This window comes from Williamsia serinedens (genome assembly GCF_024171725.1).
Lineage (GTDB): Bacteria > Actinomycetota > Actinomycetes > Mycobacteriales > Mycobacteriaceae > Williamsia_A > Williamsia_A serinedens.
Map to the genome: position 1 here is coordinate 231,975 of NZ_JAMTCG010000007.1, position 14,285 is coordinate 246,259.

The 14,285-nt window shown below is 68.9% G+C and carries 11 protein-coding genes; 6 read left to right on the forward strand and 5 right to left on the reverse strand.

Annotation, left to right across the window (positions count from 1 at the left end; translation table 11 throughout):
• Window positions 1–25: 25 nt before the first annotated feature.
• Entirely contained in the window at window positions 26–682 is a 657-nt protein-coding gene (locus LX12_RS19075) for a TetR/AcrR family transcriptional regulator (protein WP_253656171.1), read from the reverse strand.
• A 116-nt stretch (window positions 683–798) separates the two neighbouring features.
• On the opposite strand from LX12_RS19075, the gene LX12_RS19080 reads away from it, so the two are divergent.
• The 5 genes from LX12_RS19080 (at window position 799) to LX12_RS19100 (ending at window position 7,476) form a co-directional block, all read left to right on the forward strand.
• The gene (locus LX12_RS19080; RefSeq protein WP_253656172.1) at window positions 799–1,776 is read left to right on the forward strand and encodes a fumarylacetoacetate hydrolase family protein; all 978 of its coding nucleotides are present in this window, start codon (window positions 799–801) and stop codon (window positions 1,774–1,776) included.
• Entirely contained in the window at window positions 1,773–2,399 is a 627-nt protein-coding gene (locus tag LX12_RS19085) for a VOC family protein (RefSeq protein ID WP_253656173.1), read from the forward strand. Before LX12_RS19080 ends, LX12_RS19085 begins: the two co-directional genes overlap by 4 nt.
• Window positions 2,399–4,231, forward strand: a complete 1,833-nt coding sequence (locus LX12_RS19090; RefSeq protein WP_253656174.1) for an FAD-dependent monooxygenase — start codon at window positions 2,399–2,401, stop codon at window positions 4,229–4,231. The genes LX12_RS19085 and LX12_RS19090 overlap by 1 nt, the downstream gene beginning before the upstream one ends.
• Window positions 4,228–6,555, forward strand: a complete 2,328-nt coding sequence (locus LX12_RS19095) for a thiamine pyrophosphate-binding protein (RefSeq protein ID WP_253656175.1) — start codon at window positions 4,228–4,230, stop codon at window positions 6,553–6,555. Before LX12_RS19090 ends, LX12_RS19095 begins: the two co-directional genes overlap by 4 nt.
• A 117-nt stretch (window positions 6,556–6,672) precedes the next feature.
• Complete coding sequence (locus LX12_RS19100) at window positions 6,673–7,476, forward strand: SDR family NAD(P)-dependent oxidoreductase (protein WP_253656176.1); 804 nt, start codon at window positions 6,673–6,675, stop codon at window positions 7,474–7,476.
• Between the two features lie 26 nt (window positions 7,477–7,502).
• Here LX12_RS19100 and LX12_RS19105 read toward each other — a convergent pair whose 3' ends face one another.
• From LX12_RS19105 to LX12_RS19115, 3 genes are read right to left on the reverse strand one after another with little or no spacing between them, the layout of a single operon-like run.
• Window positions 7,503–8,915 (reverse strand): phytoene desaturase family protein, encoded by a 1,413-nt coding sequence (locus tag LX12_RS19105; RefSeq protein ID WP_253656177.1) that lies wholly within the window; start codon window positions 8,913–8,915, stop codon window positions 7,503–7,505.
• On the reverse strand, window positions 8,912–10,693 hold the full coding sequence (locus LX12_RS19110; protein ID WP_253656178.1) for a DUF3556 domain-containing protein: 1,782 nt from the start codon (window positions 10,691–10,693) through the stop codon (window positions 8,912–8,914). Before LX12_RS19110 ends, LX12_RS19105 begins: the two co-directional genes overlap by 4 nt.
• 38 nt (window positions 10,694–10,731) lie before the next feature.
• Window positions 10,732–12,204: a class I adenylate-forming enzyme family protein gene (locus LX12_RS19115; RefSeq protein WP_253656179.1), complete on the reverse strand. Its 1,473-nt coding sequence runs from the start codon at window positions 12,202–12,204 to the stop codon at window positions 10,732–10,734.
• Window positions 12,205–12,433: 229 nt separating this feature from the next.
• Here LX12_RS19115 and LX12_RS19120 point away from each other — a divergent pair, with 229 nt between their 5' ends.
• Entirely contained in the window at window positions 12,434–13,705 is a 1,272-nt protein-coding gene (locus LX12_RS19120; RefSeq protein WP_253656180.1) for a PucR family transcriptional regulator, read from the forward strand.
• Between the two features lie 7 nt (window positions 13,706–13,712).
• Here LX12_RS19120 and LX12_RS19125 read toward each other — a convergent pair whose 3' ends face one another.
• Window positions 13,713–14,255: a TetR/AcrR family transcriptional regulator gene (locus LX12_RS19125; RefSeq protein WP_253656181.1), complete on the reverse strand. Its 543-nt coding sequence runs from the start codon at window positions 14,253–14,255 to the stop codon at window positions 13,713–13,715.
• Window positions 14,256–14,285: the final 30 nt, after the last annotated feature.

Below are 14,285 nucleotides of genomic sequence, written 5' to 3' on the forward strand. Positions count from 1 at the left end.
GGGTCACGCACGTCCGACACGGGTCTCAGGGTCGTGGGCGGAGCACCGCGAGGACCCCATCGACGTCGAGCTTCGGATCCAGCAGGCGCGCTGCGCGCATGGCGGCTGCCGCGGACTCGATCAGCCACTCGACGAGGGTGTCGAGGGGAAGCGACTGTTCACCGAGCACCCACTGCACCGACGCCTCGTCGACGGCGGCGAACGTGCGCGCGACCAGCACGACGGTCGGGTTGTCGACCTCCACGCCGAGGCGTGAGGACAGGACACCGACGACGCGGTCACGACCGGCCTGCGACGACTCGCGGACGTCGGTGTCCGCTGATCTGCTGCCGGCGACCAGCTGCAGCGCGAGCGTGGGGTTCTCGGCCCCGTAGCGGAGGTGCCCGCGCAGTCCACCGCGGATGACGTCCTCCGGTGCAGCGCCCGCCCCTGCGAGGAACGCGGCATCCATCTCCGCGACGACCTCGTCGAGCACCGCCCGGTACAGACCGTGCTTGGAGCCGAAGTGGTGGAACAGCAGTCCATGCGCCGTCCCCGCCCGCCGCGCGATGGCGGCGACCGTCGTGTCGTCGAAGCCGTTCTCCGCGAACAGTTCTCTGGCCGCCCAGAGGAGTCGCCCGCGCGTCGCCGTCCTCCGACGGGCGCGTGGGGTCGTATCGCAGCCGTGCTCCGCGGCCGACATCACAGCACCTCCGCCATCCGACGCACTCTACGTCCAGTGATTGACCGCAATTCGTTGACTTGCAGTCAACGTGTCCGTAGCGTCGACGTCGACAGGCATCCGATCGAGGAGGACGCATGGCGATTCGGGTCATCCGGTACACCGACGACGGGGCGACGCACTGGGGGGTCGTGAACGGCCCGGACGTCACGGCACTCTCCGACGACTACCCGACCACCGGAGCGCTGCTCGAGAGCGGGCGAGCCGACATCGACGACGCCCGTCGCCGCGCCCCGAGCCATTCGCTGCCCGAGGTCGACGTGCAGTCGCCGATCACCGTCCCGTGCCGCGTGATGTGTCAGGGCGCGAACTACCGGCAGCACGCCATCGAGTCCGGGATGGACCCCGACAATCGCGCCTTCAACCTGTTCTTCGACAAGACCGATGCATCGGTCACGGGTCCCTACGACCCCGTCGAGCGACCTCGCCACGTGCGCCTGCTCGACCACGAGATCGAACTCGCATTGGTGATCGGCGCCCCGATCGACCGGCCCGTGACCATCACCGACGCCGATCTGCCCAGGTACGTCGCCGCGGTCACGATCGGCAACGACCTGTCGGCGCGCGATGTGCAGCTGCCCCAGGGGCAGTACCTGAAAGGCAAGAGCTACCGCGGTTTCTGCCCACTGGGACCGGAGCTCGTCCTGTTGGAAGAGGACGACTACCCGCTGCTGGACGACCTCGACCTCGAGTTGCGCGTCAACGGCGAGCTGCGCCAGACCGACAACACCTCGAACGTCGTCTACCGACCCGCCGAGTCGTTGACCGAACTCAGCACGTTCTCCAACCTGTCGCCCGGGGACGTCGTCCTCACGGGGACCCCGCACGGCACCGCCGCGAAATCACCGCCGGCGCTGGTGCGCCGCCTCGCCACGGCGCTCCTCCCTGAGCACGTGATGTGGAAGGCGTTCATCCGCCGCAACGTGTCCGGACCGTTCCTGCGGCCCGGTGACACCGTGACCGCCTCGATCCGAACACCCGACGGGGCTCTCGACCTGGGAACCCAGAGGACACCCATCGTCGCCGCGACCGCACCGGAAGGCGTTCCCGCATGACCACACCGGCTCCCAGCACCACCGCACTCGCGCCCGAGATCCTCGCGCACTACGTCATCAAGACCCCGCGTGCCGCGGAGATGATCGACTGGTACGGAAAGGTCCTCGGCGCTCGTGTCGTCCACGAGGACTCGCAGATCGCCTTTCTGACCTGGGACGAGGAGAGTCACCGTCTCGCCCTGGTGAAGATCCCCGGGCTCGTCCGACGGCTCTTCCCCCTCGCGCGGTTCCGACGCAAGGTGGTGGGCGTCGACCACCTCGCGTTCACCTACAGCTCCCTCGAGCGGTTGCTGCTCAACCACGAGCGTCTGACCGCGCTCGGGATCGACCCGGTGTGGTCGATCAACCACGGCCCCACCACCTCCCTGTACTACGAGGACCCCGACGGCACACGTCTGGAGTTCCAGGTGGAGAACTTCGCGACCCCGGAGGAGACCGCCGCGTTCTTCGACAGCGAGGAGTTCGCCGAGAACCCCATCGGCGTGACGATCGACCCCGCCTACCTCCTCGAACGTCTGCGCGCGGGCGAACCGCCGCACGCGCTGACCGGCCGCTACGCCGGAGTCCGGCCCGGAACACGGCCGCGTGTCAACAAGCGCGCCATCACCTTCCGCACGCTGTGATGATCACGCCACCGCACACCCCGGTGGTGATCTGCGGAGCGGGTGCCGCCGGGTCGACCCTGGCCCTTCTGCTCGCATCCCGCGGGATCCCGTCGACCGTCCTGGATCGGCGGCGTGACCCACTGGGACATCCTGCAGCGCACGTGATCAACGCGCGGTCGTTGGAGATCTGGCGTGAGGTCGACCCCGACCTCGCGGCGCAGATCGCCGCGCTGTCCCCGCCCATCTCCGAGATCAACCTCATCCGGTGGTGTTCGACGATCGGCGCGACCCCGCTCGGCGAGATCGACCTCCTCTCCGAACCCGAGCAACTCGCGAGGGTGCGGTCACACAGCGACTTCCTCATCTCCCACGTGGGTCAGCACCTGCTGATGCCACTGCTGTGGCAGCACCTCGACGACGAGCCGCTGGTCTCGTTCCACCGCGGCGTCGCCGTCACCGATCTCGTGACCGACCGGTCAGGTGCGACCCTCCGCACCGGATCAGGCTCGGACACCGCACCGTTCGTCATCGCAGCCGACGGTGCGAACAGCGTCGTCCGGGACCTGCTCGGCATCACCATGCAGGGACCGGTGCTGGCACGGATGGCGAGTGCGTTCTTCCGCTCCCCCGACCTGCACCCTCACGAACGCCCGCTGCTGACGTGGATCTACCAACCCGGTTTCGCCGGGGTCCTGATCGCCCACGCCGACGACCACTACATCCTGATGGGCACGTATGTCCATCCAGGCCAACCGATCGCGTCTGACCCCGATCGGTACTGGCGCGACGCCCTGCCTCGGGTCCTGGGCGCCGACAACACCTACGACATCCGGTCGACCGGTACGTGGACGATGACGTCGCAGACCGCGTCGTCGTTCCGAAGCGGTCCCGTCCTGCTCGTCGGTGACGCCGCCCATCGCTTCCCGCACACCGGCGGGTACGGGCTCAACAGTGGTGTCCAGGACGCCCACAACCTGGCGTGGAAGCTCGACGCGGTGCTCAACCACCGCGCCGACGACGCCCTGCTCGACACCTACGAGATCGAACGCCGGCCGGTGGTGGAACTCTTCGCCGACCACAGCGTGCGCAACCACTTCACCCTCGACGCGGTGACGAAGCACTTCGGCGCGACCAACCGGGCGCTGCAGACCGTCACGTCCCTGATGGGACGGGCACCGCTGACCTGGGTACCCGACGCCCTCGCGGCGCGGGCCTCGGATCACCTCATCCGTGCCGGCCTGGCCCGCACGGCCATCCTGGGCCGAGACACGGCTCGCGCCCGACGGATCCGCGACCGTGCCGCCCTCGCGATCCCCGACCAGGCGCCCCATTTCGTGTCCACGGGGCTGGAGTTCGGCTATCGCTACTGTGGTCCGCTCATCGCCGACGACGGCACGCCGCCGGGATCGACGGATCCGGAAGAGGTGATCGAGTACTTCCCGTCCGTCGTCGCCGGGGGCCGGTTGCCGCACGTCCCCGTCGACGTCGGCGACGACCGTCGATCGATCCTCGAACTGGTCGACCGATCACCGGTCGTGCTGACCGTCGTGACCACCGACCCCGTGGCCTGGCTCGAGCGCCTCGACGCCGATCTGATCAGTCCACTCGAGGTCACGACGGTGGACGTCGGAGCGGTCTGCGTGGCGCCCGAGTCGGCCGCCGAGCTGTACCGCCTGACCCGCGGCGGCGCCGTGATCGTCCGCTGCGACGGCCACATCGTCTGGCACGACGACCGTCCCGCCGACCAGTCCGCCGACGCGCTGCACGCCTTCCTCGCTCAGGGGTGGGCGCAGCTCGTCCCAGCCCGTGCCGCGACCGCCGACGCCCGCACCTCCAGGAGCACCGAATGAGCATCGACGTCCCCGAGATCGCTCCGGCCTCACCGGACATCCGCACGCTCGACACGATCGCCCGCCGTGTCCTGTGGACCTCGACGGCGATCATCCACCATGCCAACCGGGTTCGCCCCAACCCGAGCGGGCTGAAGGTCGGTGGCCATCAGGCCTCGAGTGCGTCGATGGTCCACATCATGACGTCGCTGTGGTTCGGTCAGCTGGGTGCCGGTGACCGGGTCTCGGTCAAACCCCATGCCTCACCGGTCCTGCACGCCATCAACCACCTTCTGGGAGAACTCGACGAGCGGTGGCTCACGACGCTGCGGGAGTACGGCGGCCTCCAGTCGTATCCGAGCCGGTCGAAGGACCCCGACCCCGTCGACTACTCCACGGGATCGGTCGGCATCGGCGCGACCGCACCGATCTGGGGGGCGATCGCGCGCCGCTACGTCGACACGACGTTCGGCAGCACGGGGACGGGTCGGCAGTACTCGCTCGTCGGTGACGCGGAACTCGACGAGGGCGCGATCTGGGAGGCCGTGCTCGACCCCAGCGTCGCCGACCTCGGGGAGATCGTCTGGATCGTCGACCTGAACCGCCAGTCGCTTGACCGGGTGGTCCCGAACATCGCCGCCCGCCGGCTCGAGCAGATGTTCACCGCCGCCGGCTGGCAGGTCATCACCGTCTCGTTCGGACGCATCCTGGAGAGCCTGTTCGCCCGTCCCGGAGGCGACGCACTGCGTCGTCGCATCGTCGAGATGCCCAACCCCGAATACCAACGACTCCTGCGGTGCTCGGCCGAGGAGGTGCGTACCCGTCTGCCCGGAGTCGGACCCGACGCCGACGCCATCACCGGTGTCATCGGCGATCTCGACGACTCGACGCTGCTGGCGGCCGTGGCGAACCTCGGCGGGCACGACATCGGGGCGTTGCAGGCCGCCTACGCCCAGATCGACGACACACGGCCGACGGTCGTCATCGCCTACACCGTGAAGGGGTTCGGCCTTCCGATCCAGGGCCACCCGCAGAACCACTCGTCGCTGCTCAGCGTGGAGCAGTTCGACGACCTCGCCGTCACGCTCGGCGAGGACGCCCGGAACCCCTGGCGACGGTTCCCGTCGGAGTCCCCGGAGGGACAGCTCTGCGAACAGGTCTCGGCGCGACTCCGACGCGACCCGGTCCCACCGCTGCCCCGACTCTCGGTGCCGCGCGACGTCGACCGCACTCCCTCCGCGACGTCCACCACCCAGGCCGCACTCGGTCGGGTCCTGTTGGACCTCTCCCGTGAGGCGCCGGAGATCGCCGACCGGGTGGTGACCGTCAGCCCCGACGTCAGCTCGACGACGAATCTCGCCGGGTGGTTGAACAAGGTCGGCGTGTGGTCCCCGGCCGAACGACACAACTGGTTCGCCGACGACGCCGAGACGATCATGCACTGGCGTGAGCGACCCACCGGCCAGCACATGGAACTCGGCATCGCCGAGACGAACCTCGTCGGCCTCCTCGGTGAACTGGGCGCGACGTGGAGCCGGTGGGGTCAGCCGTTGCTGCCGATCGGTGTCCTCTACGACCCGTTCGTCGAACGCGCACTGGAGCCGTGGTCGTTCGGCGTCTACGCCGGCGGCCAGTCGATCCTCGTGGGTACACCGTCGGGTGTCACGCTGGCCTCCGAAGGCGGTGCGCACCAGTCGATCACGACGCCCTCGGTCGGTCTGGAGCAGCCCGGCTGCGTCACCTATGAGCCCGCGTTCGCCATCGAGGTTCAGTGGGTCCTGCTCGACTCCCTGGCCCACCTCGGCCGACCCGACGGCCGCTCCGCCTACCTGCGACTGTCCACCCGTCCCGTCGAGCAGGGCCTGGCCGAGGTCCCGTCCGACCCCGCTGCGCGGGAGCGGCGGAGACGCCAGGTGGTGGCCGGCGCGTATCCCCTGCGTACCGCGGAGATCACGCCGGCCGCGACCATCGTCACGATGGGCGCGATGGCGACCGAGGCGATCCGCGCCGCGGAACGCCTACGGGACATGGACATCGACGCCGACGTCGTCTGCGTCACCAGTCCGGGACTGCTCTTCGATGCGACCCAGGCCCGCGCCGGCAGACAGGACGCGCCGACCTGGATCCTCGACAGCGTGTTCCCGGCGGACCGCGCCGCGCCGATGGTGACCATCCTCGACGGCCACCCACACACGCTGGCGTTCCTCGCGACCATCAACTCGGTGCCGCTGCGGGCGCTCGGCGTCACCTCGTTCGGCCAGGCCGGATCTCTCGACGACACGTACCGGCACCACGAGATCGACGCCGACAGCATCGTCCGCGCGACGCTCGACGTCCTCGGGTGACCGACCGGATGAGGCTGACCGCGCACCGACAGGGCTCGACACCGTTCTTGATTGCCCCTCAAGACGCTGCTAGCGTGGCGTGGTCCGCAGTGCAGTCCGTAGAGGGAGAACACAGTCATGTCTGTTCCGACCACGTCGCGGACCGCGCTGGTCACGGGTGCCTCGGCCGGGATCGGCGCCGCGTTCGCGCGGCACCTGGCTGCTCAGGGCAACAACGTCGTCCTGGTGGCCCGTCGCGAGGACCGGTTGGTCGCCCTCGCCGAAGAGCTCCGCCGCGGGTACGGCGTCACCGCGACGGTGATCGCCGCAGATCTGAACGACAATGCGGGGCCGCGAAGCATCGTCGATCAGTGCACGTCGCAGGGCATCGACATCGACATCCTGATCAACAACGCCGGCTTCTCCGGCAACGGCGCTTTCGCGGACACCCCGTTCGAGGACCTGGCCCGCGAGATCCAGGTGATGGTCACCGCGGTGACGGAACTGGCCCACCTCGTGATCCCGGGGATGAAGGAGCGCCGGTACGGCCGGATCGTCAACCTCTCGTCGCTGGCCGCACTCCTGCCCCCGGCGGCCAGCCTGCTGTACACCCCGATCAAGTCCTACGTGCTCAATCTCTCGCAGGCCCTGGACATGGAGCTCAAGCCACATGGAGTGAACGTCACCGCGCTGTGCCCGGGGTTCACCCACAGCGAGTTCCACGACGTCATGGGCACCCGTGACGCCGCGTCGACGAAGCTGCCCGGGATCCTCTGGCAGTCGGCCGAGGACGTGGTCCGCGAGGGATGGGACGCCGTCGAGGCCGGGAAAGCGGTGTGCGTCCCCGGGACCGTCAACAAGCTCACGGCCGCGGGAGCGAAGCCGATCCCCACGCGGCTCGGCTACGTGCTGGGCAGGACGTTCAACCCCTTCAAGAACTGACGGTCGCCGACAGAGCCGACTTGTGGTCATCTCGCCACGTGCCGAAGCGCGCTGAGCGCCGCGTTGTGACCGTTCATCCCGTGCACTCCCCCTCCGGGAGGCGTTGCGGCCGAACAGATGTAGACCCCGTCGATGCCGGTGGCGTACGGGTCGAACGCCACGCGCGGTCGCATGAGGACCTGGCGGGGCGAGTTGAGGCCGGTGATGATGTCACCGCCGACGTAGTTCGGGTTGTACGAGGGCATCTCGCGCGGGCTGCGGGAGTGGATCGCGGCGATTCGCTCCCGGAAGCCGGGGGCGAAGCGTTCGATCTGGTCGAGGATGAGCCCGGTCGCGTCCCCGGTGTAGCCGTGAGGCGTGTGGGCGTACGCCCAGATCGGGTGGATCGATCCCGCCGACCGTGACGGATCCGCCAGATACTGCTGCGCGAGCAGCACATACGGACGCTGCGGCATGACGCCCCGGTGGACGTCGCGTTCCGCGGCGACGATCTCCTCGAACGACCCACAGACATGCACGGTCCCGGCGTACCGCGCCGCCTCGTTGGTCCACGGGATGTGATCGTCGACGGCGATGTCGAGTTTGAACGCGGCAGGGCCGTATCGGTATCTGCGATAGGCCTTGGCAACGCGCGCGGGCAGCCGGTGGCCGGCGAGGTCGACGACGGCGGTCGGTGAGAGGTCCATCATGACGATGTCCGACGTCACCTCGTCGAGATGGGTGACCTCGACGCCCGTGTGCACGGTGCCACCGAGCTCGGCCAACAGCTTCGCCATCGCGGTGGTGATCGCCTCGGAGCCACCTTCGGCGACCGGCCACCCGTGGTTGTGACCCGCCGCGATCATCATCGCGCCGATCGCCGACGTCGTCGGTCGGCTCAGTGGGTAGACCGCATGCGCGGCAACACCCCCGAAGAGGGCTCTGGCCTCGGGGGTCTGCAACCGCGACGCGGTCAGCGTCGCCGGCGACAGCGCCGTCGGCCCGAATCTCGCCATCGGCACCAGATGTCGCGGTATGTGCGTGATCGGCTGGAAGAACTCGTCGGCGAGGTCCTCGAACGTCCGCACCAACGGCCCGAACACGCGCCGCCACCGGGCGCCGTCCGCACCGAGACCCTCGACGGTGTCGGACAGCGAGGTCTGCAGGACCCCGGCCCGGCCCCCGTCGAGCGGATGGACGACGTCGATGGGCGCCCTGAGCCATCGCAACCCGTACCGATCCAGGCCCGCCGAACGGAAGAACGCCGATGCCACGCCCATCGGGTGTACCGCCGAGCAGTCGTCGTGCAGCACGCCGGGGACCGTGAGTTCCGATGTACGGGTACCGCCCCCGATCCGGTCGGCCATCTCGAGGACGGTGACCGACACGCCTGCTCGGGCCAGGGTGACCGCGGCGGCGAGCCCGTTGGGCCCGGAGCCGACGACCGTCGCGGTGGTCACCGGTTGCCGACCGTGCCGGGATCCGAGCGACGGGTACCGTTCGCGCTCACGGACGTCGCCCGACGCGTCACCGTGACGGGGATGTCCCCGCTCTCGTCGAGCCACGGCTGTCGGGCGATGGTGTCCGACACGGACACGGTGCCCTCCTCGATGAGACCCGCTGCGGCGTCGACGATGCGGTAGCTCTGTGTTCCGCGGTGGAACGGCTGCCCCTCGATCATCACGGCCATCAGATCGCCCGGGGCCAGGTGGAGCCGATTGTGCACAGCCGCGAGGAGCTGCTCGTTGTGCAGATGTCCCTCACCGAAGTTCCACCCCAGGAGGCCACCGGCCATGAACTCGCCCTCGCGGATGACGTGGTCCTCACGGTTCGCGACGGCACGGGAGATGAGGCCCATGTGCGCGCGTCCATGACTGTGCATCGCCCGCCACGCCGAGAACTTCTGCATCATGAACTCGCTGGTGTCCTCGTCGTACAGCTTCAGCAGCTGCATCTTGGTCATCGGCGCAGACGTGATGATCTCCTCGTTCATCCGCTCCTCAAGGCCGGGCCTGAGGATCCAGGTGTCGGTGGCCCAGTTGCCCGCGTAGTACCGCATGCCGACGAGGAACGACACCCACTGCGGTCGGAAGCCCCCGACCACGATGCCGGCGACGAGGAGGGCCGCGACGACGAACGGCCAGGCGGTCGTCGCATCCCACACGGCGTAGTCCGCATTCGTGTAGTGCCCGAACAGGAACCACGAGCCGAGGATCACGAAGACGTTCCACTCGAGCGGGACACCGGCGGGGAACGTCGAGATGATGAACAGGTGGAAGATCGTGAACCCGATCAGCACCACGGTCGTCAGAACGGTGTTCGTCGAGAACAACAGGATCGCAGGCAACACGAACTCGACGACGGTCCCCTGGTGCGCGGTGAACTTCGCGAAGGTGGAGGGCCGCATGTCCTCGGGGAAATCTCGGTAGAGCGTGCGCTTGAGGCGCGTGCTGCGGATGAGCGGGCTGTTGGAGATCATCACCGCGACCACGAACGGGAAGTGGTGGTTGATCTTCGACGTCGCAGCACCCCACCAGACGGCGACCATGATCAGCTTCAGCGCGATGATCATGTCGACGAACGGGAACAGGAACGCGACGGCCATCAGGAAGTACTGATCGGAGCGCGCCGCGAGGAAGATCGCCTTGTCCCGCAGACCCACGACGGCGAGCAGGACGACCGTGGCGAGCGGGAACGCCCAGTTCATGATCCCGGCACCCCCCGGCCCCCCGCTGACGCCGTCGGACGCCAGCGACCAGCCCAGGGTCACCAGCAGACCGGCGTAGAGAGCCACGTCGACGACCGTTCGGGTGTCACCCCCGGTGAAGGGCACCTTGGTCGGCCAGGGTGCGAGCCGGATCGTCCCGGGCCGCAACCAGTAGGTGAACCCACCCACCGGCGGGAAGAACCGCATCGTCAACGGGCCGGAGCCACAGCCGAACCCGAGCACCTCGAACAACACGGTGAACATGACGAACTTCTGGTAGACGATCGGCTCGGTCCACCACTCCCCGATCTGTCCCCACCCTCCGATGCCGGGGGTGGTCGCGATGATGATGGCCAGCGGGATCACCAGGTAGGCAACCATCTTCACGACGTAGAACAGGTAGGCACCGGCGGGTGTGCCGAAACCCTGTTCTCCCCAGTGCTGTACCTGCAGCTTGATGCGGTCGAGATGGGGACGACGACGCCACTCGGCGAGGTCGACGTCGGGAAGGGTGGGTGAGAGCAGGCCCATGGCAGAACTTTCTCGGTGGGTGCGGATGGAGTACGGGATCAGGCGACGGGGGCGACCTGGCGTCGCAACGATGGTTTGTCGATCTTGCCGACGGGGTTCTTGGGGATGTCGTCCACGACCGTGATCGTCACCGGGCGCTTGTATCGGGCGAGGTGCTCGGCGATGTGTGCGTCGATCGCGTCCTCGGTGAGCGACGCGTCGCGGTTGAGCGAGACGAACAGGACCGGTTCCTCGCCGCGCGTCGGATGCGGACGGCCGACCACCGCGGCCTCGCGAACACCGTCGAGCAGGTACACGACGGACTCGATCTCGCGGGGATAGATGTTCTCGCCGTTGCGGATGATCATGTCCTTCGAGCGGTCGACGAGGGTGAGATACCCCTCGTCGTCGAGGAACCCGACGTCACCGGTGTGCAACCATCCGTCGACGAGGGTCTTGGCGGTCTCCTCGGGGCGTCCGAGGTAGCCGCGCATGACGTTCGGTCCCTGGATGAGCACCTCGCCGGGCCGTCCGTCGGTGATCGTCTCCCCGTCGGCGTCGACGATGCGGACCGTCTGACCGGGCATGGCACGTCCGACGGTGCCCGGCTTGCGCGGACCGTCGACGGGGTTCAGCGTCGACGCGCACGTCCCCTCCGACAGCCCGTAGCCCTCGATCACCGGGACGCCATAGCGGCTCTCGAAGCGCCGCAACACCTCCGCGCTCGCCGGCGCGGCGCCACAGATGACGTACCGCAGCGACGAGGTGTCCGGGGTGACCGTCTCCGGCAGGTCGACGAGCATCGCGTAGATCGCGGGCACAGCCGAGAAGAAGGTGGGCCGCGCCGCCTCGACACGGTCGAACAGAGTCCGCGGGTCGAAACGCCCGGCGATCGTGGTCCGGCCCCCTGCCGCGAGCGCGGACATCACACCGGCGACGATGCCGTTCACGTGGAACAGCGGCAGGATCAGCAGGCTGTGGGCGGTGGAGTCCATCGACATCTCGGCGATGCTGGACGAGACCATCGCGCTCAGATTCGCGTGATCGAGCATCACGCCCTTGGGTTTCCCCGTGGTCCCACTGGTGTAGATGAGCAATGCGAGGTCGTCGGGTTCGGCCAGGACGTCGGAACCCACCGGGGGATCGCCGGCGTCGGCAGCGGCATGCAGGTCGGTCACGACCCGGAAGCCCTCCGGTATCGCGGCCGTCAGCTCCGGGATGGTGACGACCACCCGCGCTGCGCAGTCGCCCAGCTGGTAGGCGATCTCGTGTCTGCCCAGGGCGGGGTTCACCGGCGTGGCCGCGGCCCCCAGTCGCCACGCCGCGAACAACGCCACCACCAGATCCGCGGTGTTCGGCACCACGACCGCCACCACGGTCCCCCGCGTGAGACCGGCGGCGGCCAACACGCGTGCAGCCCGGACCACGGCCGCGTCGAACGTGGCCGCGGTGTAGACGGTCGTGTCGTCGGCGACGATCGCCGCATCGGGGTCCTGCATGGCGCGGCGGCCGGGGATGTCGGGCAGGTGCATCGGTTCTCCGGATCATGTGACGACGGTGGGCGCACCCACGGTACGAAGCGCCGTGTGACGCAGGCCATATCCCGGGACGACACAGTTTCGATCGGTATTTGTCCCCGCAAGACAACTGCGCGACATCGACCCCTGGCGCCCGTCGGTCCAGACCGGACGACGCGCACCGGTGTGAACTGCAGATCTCGATCAGCACCGCGGGCGATGATCAACCGCTACCGTCAGCGGCGTGACCGACGACGTTGTGCCCGCCGACGATCTCGACGGCGCGGCCGCGTTCGTCGTCGACCAGGTGCACGCCGATCTGGCCCGCGACATCACCGGCGAGGCACGACTGATCCGCGACGTCCTCGAACACGAGATCTCCGAGCTGCGGGGCGACCCGCAACTGCTCGAGCTCCTCGGGGCGAGCGTGGAGGGGAACGTCACCACCTTCCTGCAGGTCGTCCACGACGGGGTGTCCACGGCGCAGCTGCAGGCGCCGACCGCCGCGATCGACTACGCCCGCCACCTGGCGAGGACGGCCGCGCCGGTCACCGCCCTGGTGCGCGCCTATCGCCTCGGCTACAACACGTTCATGGACCGCGTCTACGGGCGGATGGCCCTCCTCGACGTCGATCCCGCCCTTCGACTGCCCGTGTTCCACCGGATCCACCAGGTCGGATCGTCGTACATCGACTGGGTGTCCGAGACCGTGGTCCGCGAGTACCAGGAGGAGCGCGAGCGCTGGCTGTCGCACCGCGACGCTCAACGCGCACACCACATCCGGCAGATCCTGACCGGCCCTGACGACATCGACCCGACGACCGCGTCGGCGACACTCGACTACGGCCTCGACCGAACCCACCGCGCGGTCATCGCCTGGATCACCGACACCGCGGTCCGCGAGGCGCACAACCTGACCCGGGAGGTCCGTTCCCACGCGGAGCGCAGCGGAGCAACGGCGGCCGCGCTGGTCGTCCCCGTCGACGACCGCACCGTCTGGGCCTGGTTCCCGGTCGCAGGCGACCATCGCGGTCCGCACGACGGCGCCGGTCCGGTGCCCGGCCCACCGGCGACCCCGGGCATCCGCCTGGCGCTGGGCGCGGCGCACGCGGGTCTGGCCGGGTTCCGCCGGTCGCATCGGGAGGCGACCGAGGCGCGTCGGATCGCGTCGCTCGCCGGCGGGGACGGTGCGGGGACAGTCGACTACACCGCGCCCGGGGTGGCGATCGCCGCACAGCTCACGCGCGAACCGACCGCCGTCGACGACTGGGTGGCCCGCGTCCTGGGCGACCTCGCCCGACCCAGCGAGCAGGCAGAGCGACTCCGTGTCACCCTGCGAGAGTTCCTGCGGCGCAACGGTAGTCACAAGGCGACAGCAGCCGCGCTGCACCTGCATCCGAACACCATCAAGTACCGCGTCGCGGCGGCGGAGCGTGCACTGGGCGCACCACTGCCGTCCCACCGCCTCGACGTCGAGGTGGCGCTCCTCGTGACGCAGTGGAGACGGCCGGGCTGACCGCCTGTCAGCTGTCGCCGACCATCGCGGCGAGGGTGCTCGCCATCTCACGGACAGCAGCGTCCGGCGGCCGATGGGTGACGATGCCCTCGATGACGAAGGTCATCATGCGACACAGCGCGTCGACGCGATCGGCGTCCATCGTCGACGGCAGCGCCGCCCGCGTCACCGTCTCGGCCAACCCGTGGAAGTTGTCGTGCCATTCGTCGACGGCCGGCGAGGACAGACGCCGCGTGTGGACGGCGTCGACGAGGGATCCCAGCTCCGTCAACCGGGTGGCCGCCAGCAGGAAGAGGTGCTCGATGGACGAGTCGTCCAGCGATCCGATCTCGGCCAGTGCCGATTCCAGCAGCTCGTCGAGAACCGCGACCAGCAGCTCGTCCTTGTCGGTGAAGTACCAGTAGACCGTCGTGGAGGTCACGTCGGCCCGTCGCGCGATCCGCGCCACGGACACGTCCGCGTACCCCTCTGCGATGAACAGTTCCCGGGCTGCGGCGACGATCTCACCACGCTTCTCGTCCCGGTCGCGGGCGCGGCGGTTCCGTGGCATGTCCCGATCGTATCTTGACCGCTTGACAAG

What these genes read in the sequence shown, in the direction of transcription:
- LX12_RS19125 (WP_253656181.1), bottom strand. Translation starts at nt 14,255, where the DNA reads ATGCCACGGAACCGCCGCGCCCGCGACCGGGACGAGAAGCGTGGTGAG.
- LX12_RS19095 (WP_253656175.1), top strand. Translation starts at nt 4,228, where the DNA reads ATGAGCATCGACGTCCCCGAGATCGCTCCGGCCTCACCGGACATCCGC.
- LX12_RS19090 (WP_253656174.1), top strand. Translation starts at nt 2,399, where the DNA reads ATGATCACGCCACCGCACACCCCGGTGGTGATCTGCGGAGCGGGTGCC.
- LX12_RS19110 (WP_253656178.1), bottom strand. Translation starts at nt 10,693, where the DNA reads ATGGGCCTGCTCTCACCCACCCTTCCCGACGTCGACCTCGCCGAGTGG.
- LX12_RS19115 (WP_253656179.1), bottom strand. Translation starts at nt 12,204, where the DNA reads ATGCACCTGCCCGACATCCCCGGCCGCCGCGCCATGCAGGACCCCGAT.
- LX12_RS19085 (WP_253656173.1), top strand. Translation starts at nt 1,773, where the DNA reads ATGACCACACCGGCTCCCAGCACCACCGCACTCGCGCCCGAGATCCTC.
- LX12_RS19080 (WP_253656172.1), top strand. Translation starts at nt 799, where the DNA reads ATGGCGATTCGGGTCATCCGGTACACCGACGACGGGGCGACGCACTGG.
- LX12_RS19100 (WP_253656176.1), top strand. Translation starts at nt 6,673, where the DNA reads ATGTCTGTTCCGACCACGTCGCGGACCGCGCTGGTCACGGGTGCCTCG.
- LX12_RS19075 (WP_253656171.1), bottom strand. Translation starts at nt 682, where the DNA reads ATGTCGGCCGCGGAGCACGGCTGCGATACGACCCCACGCGCCCGTCGG.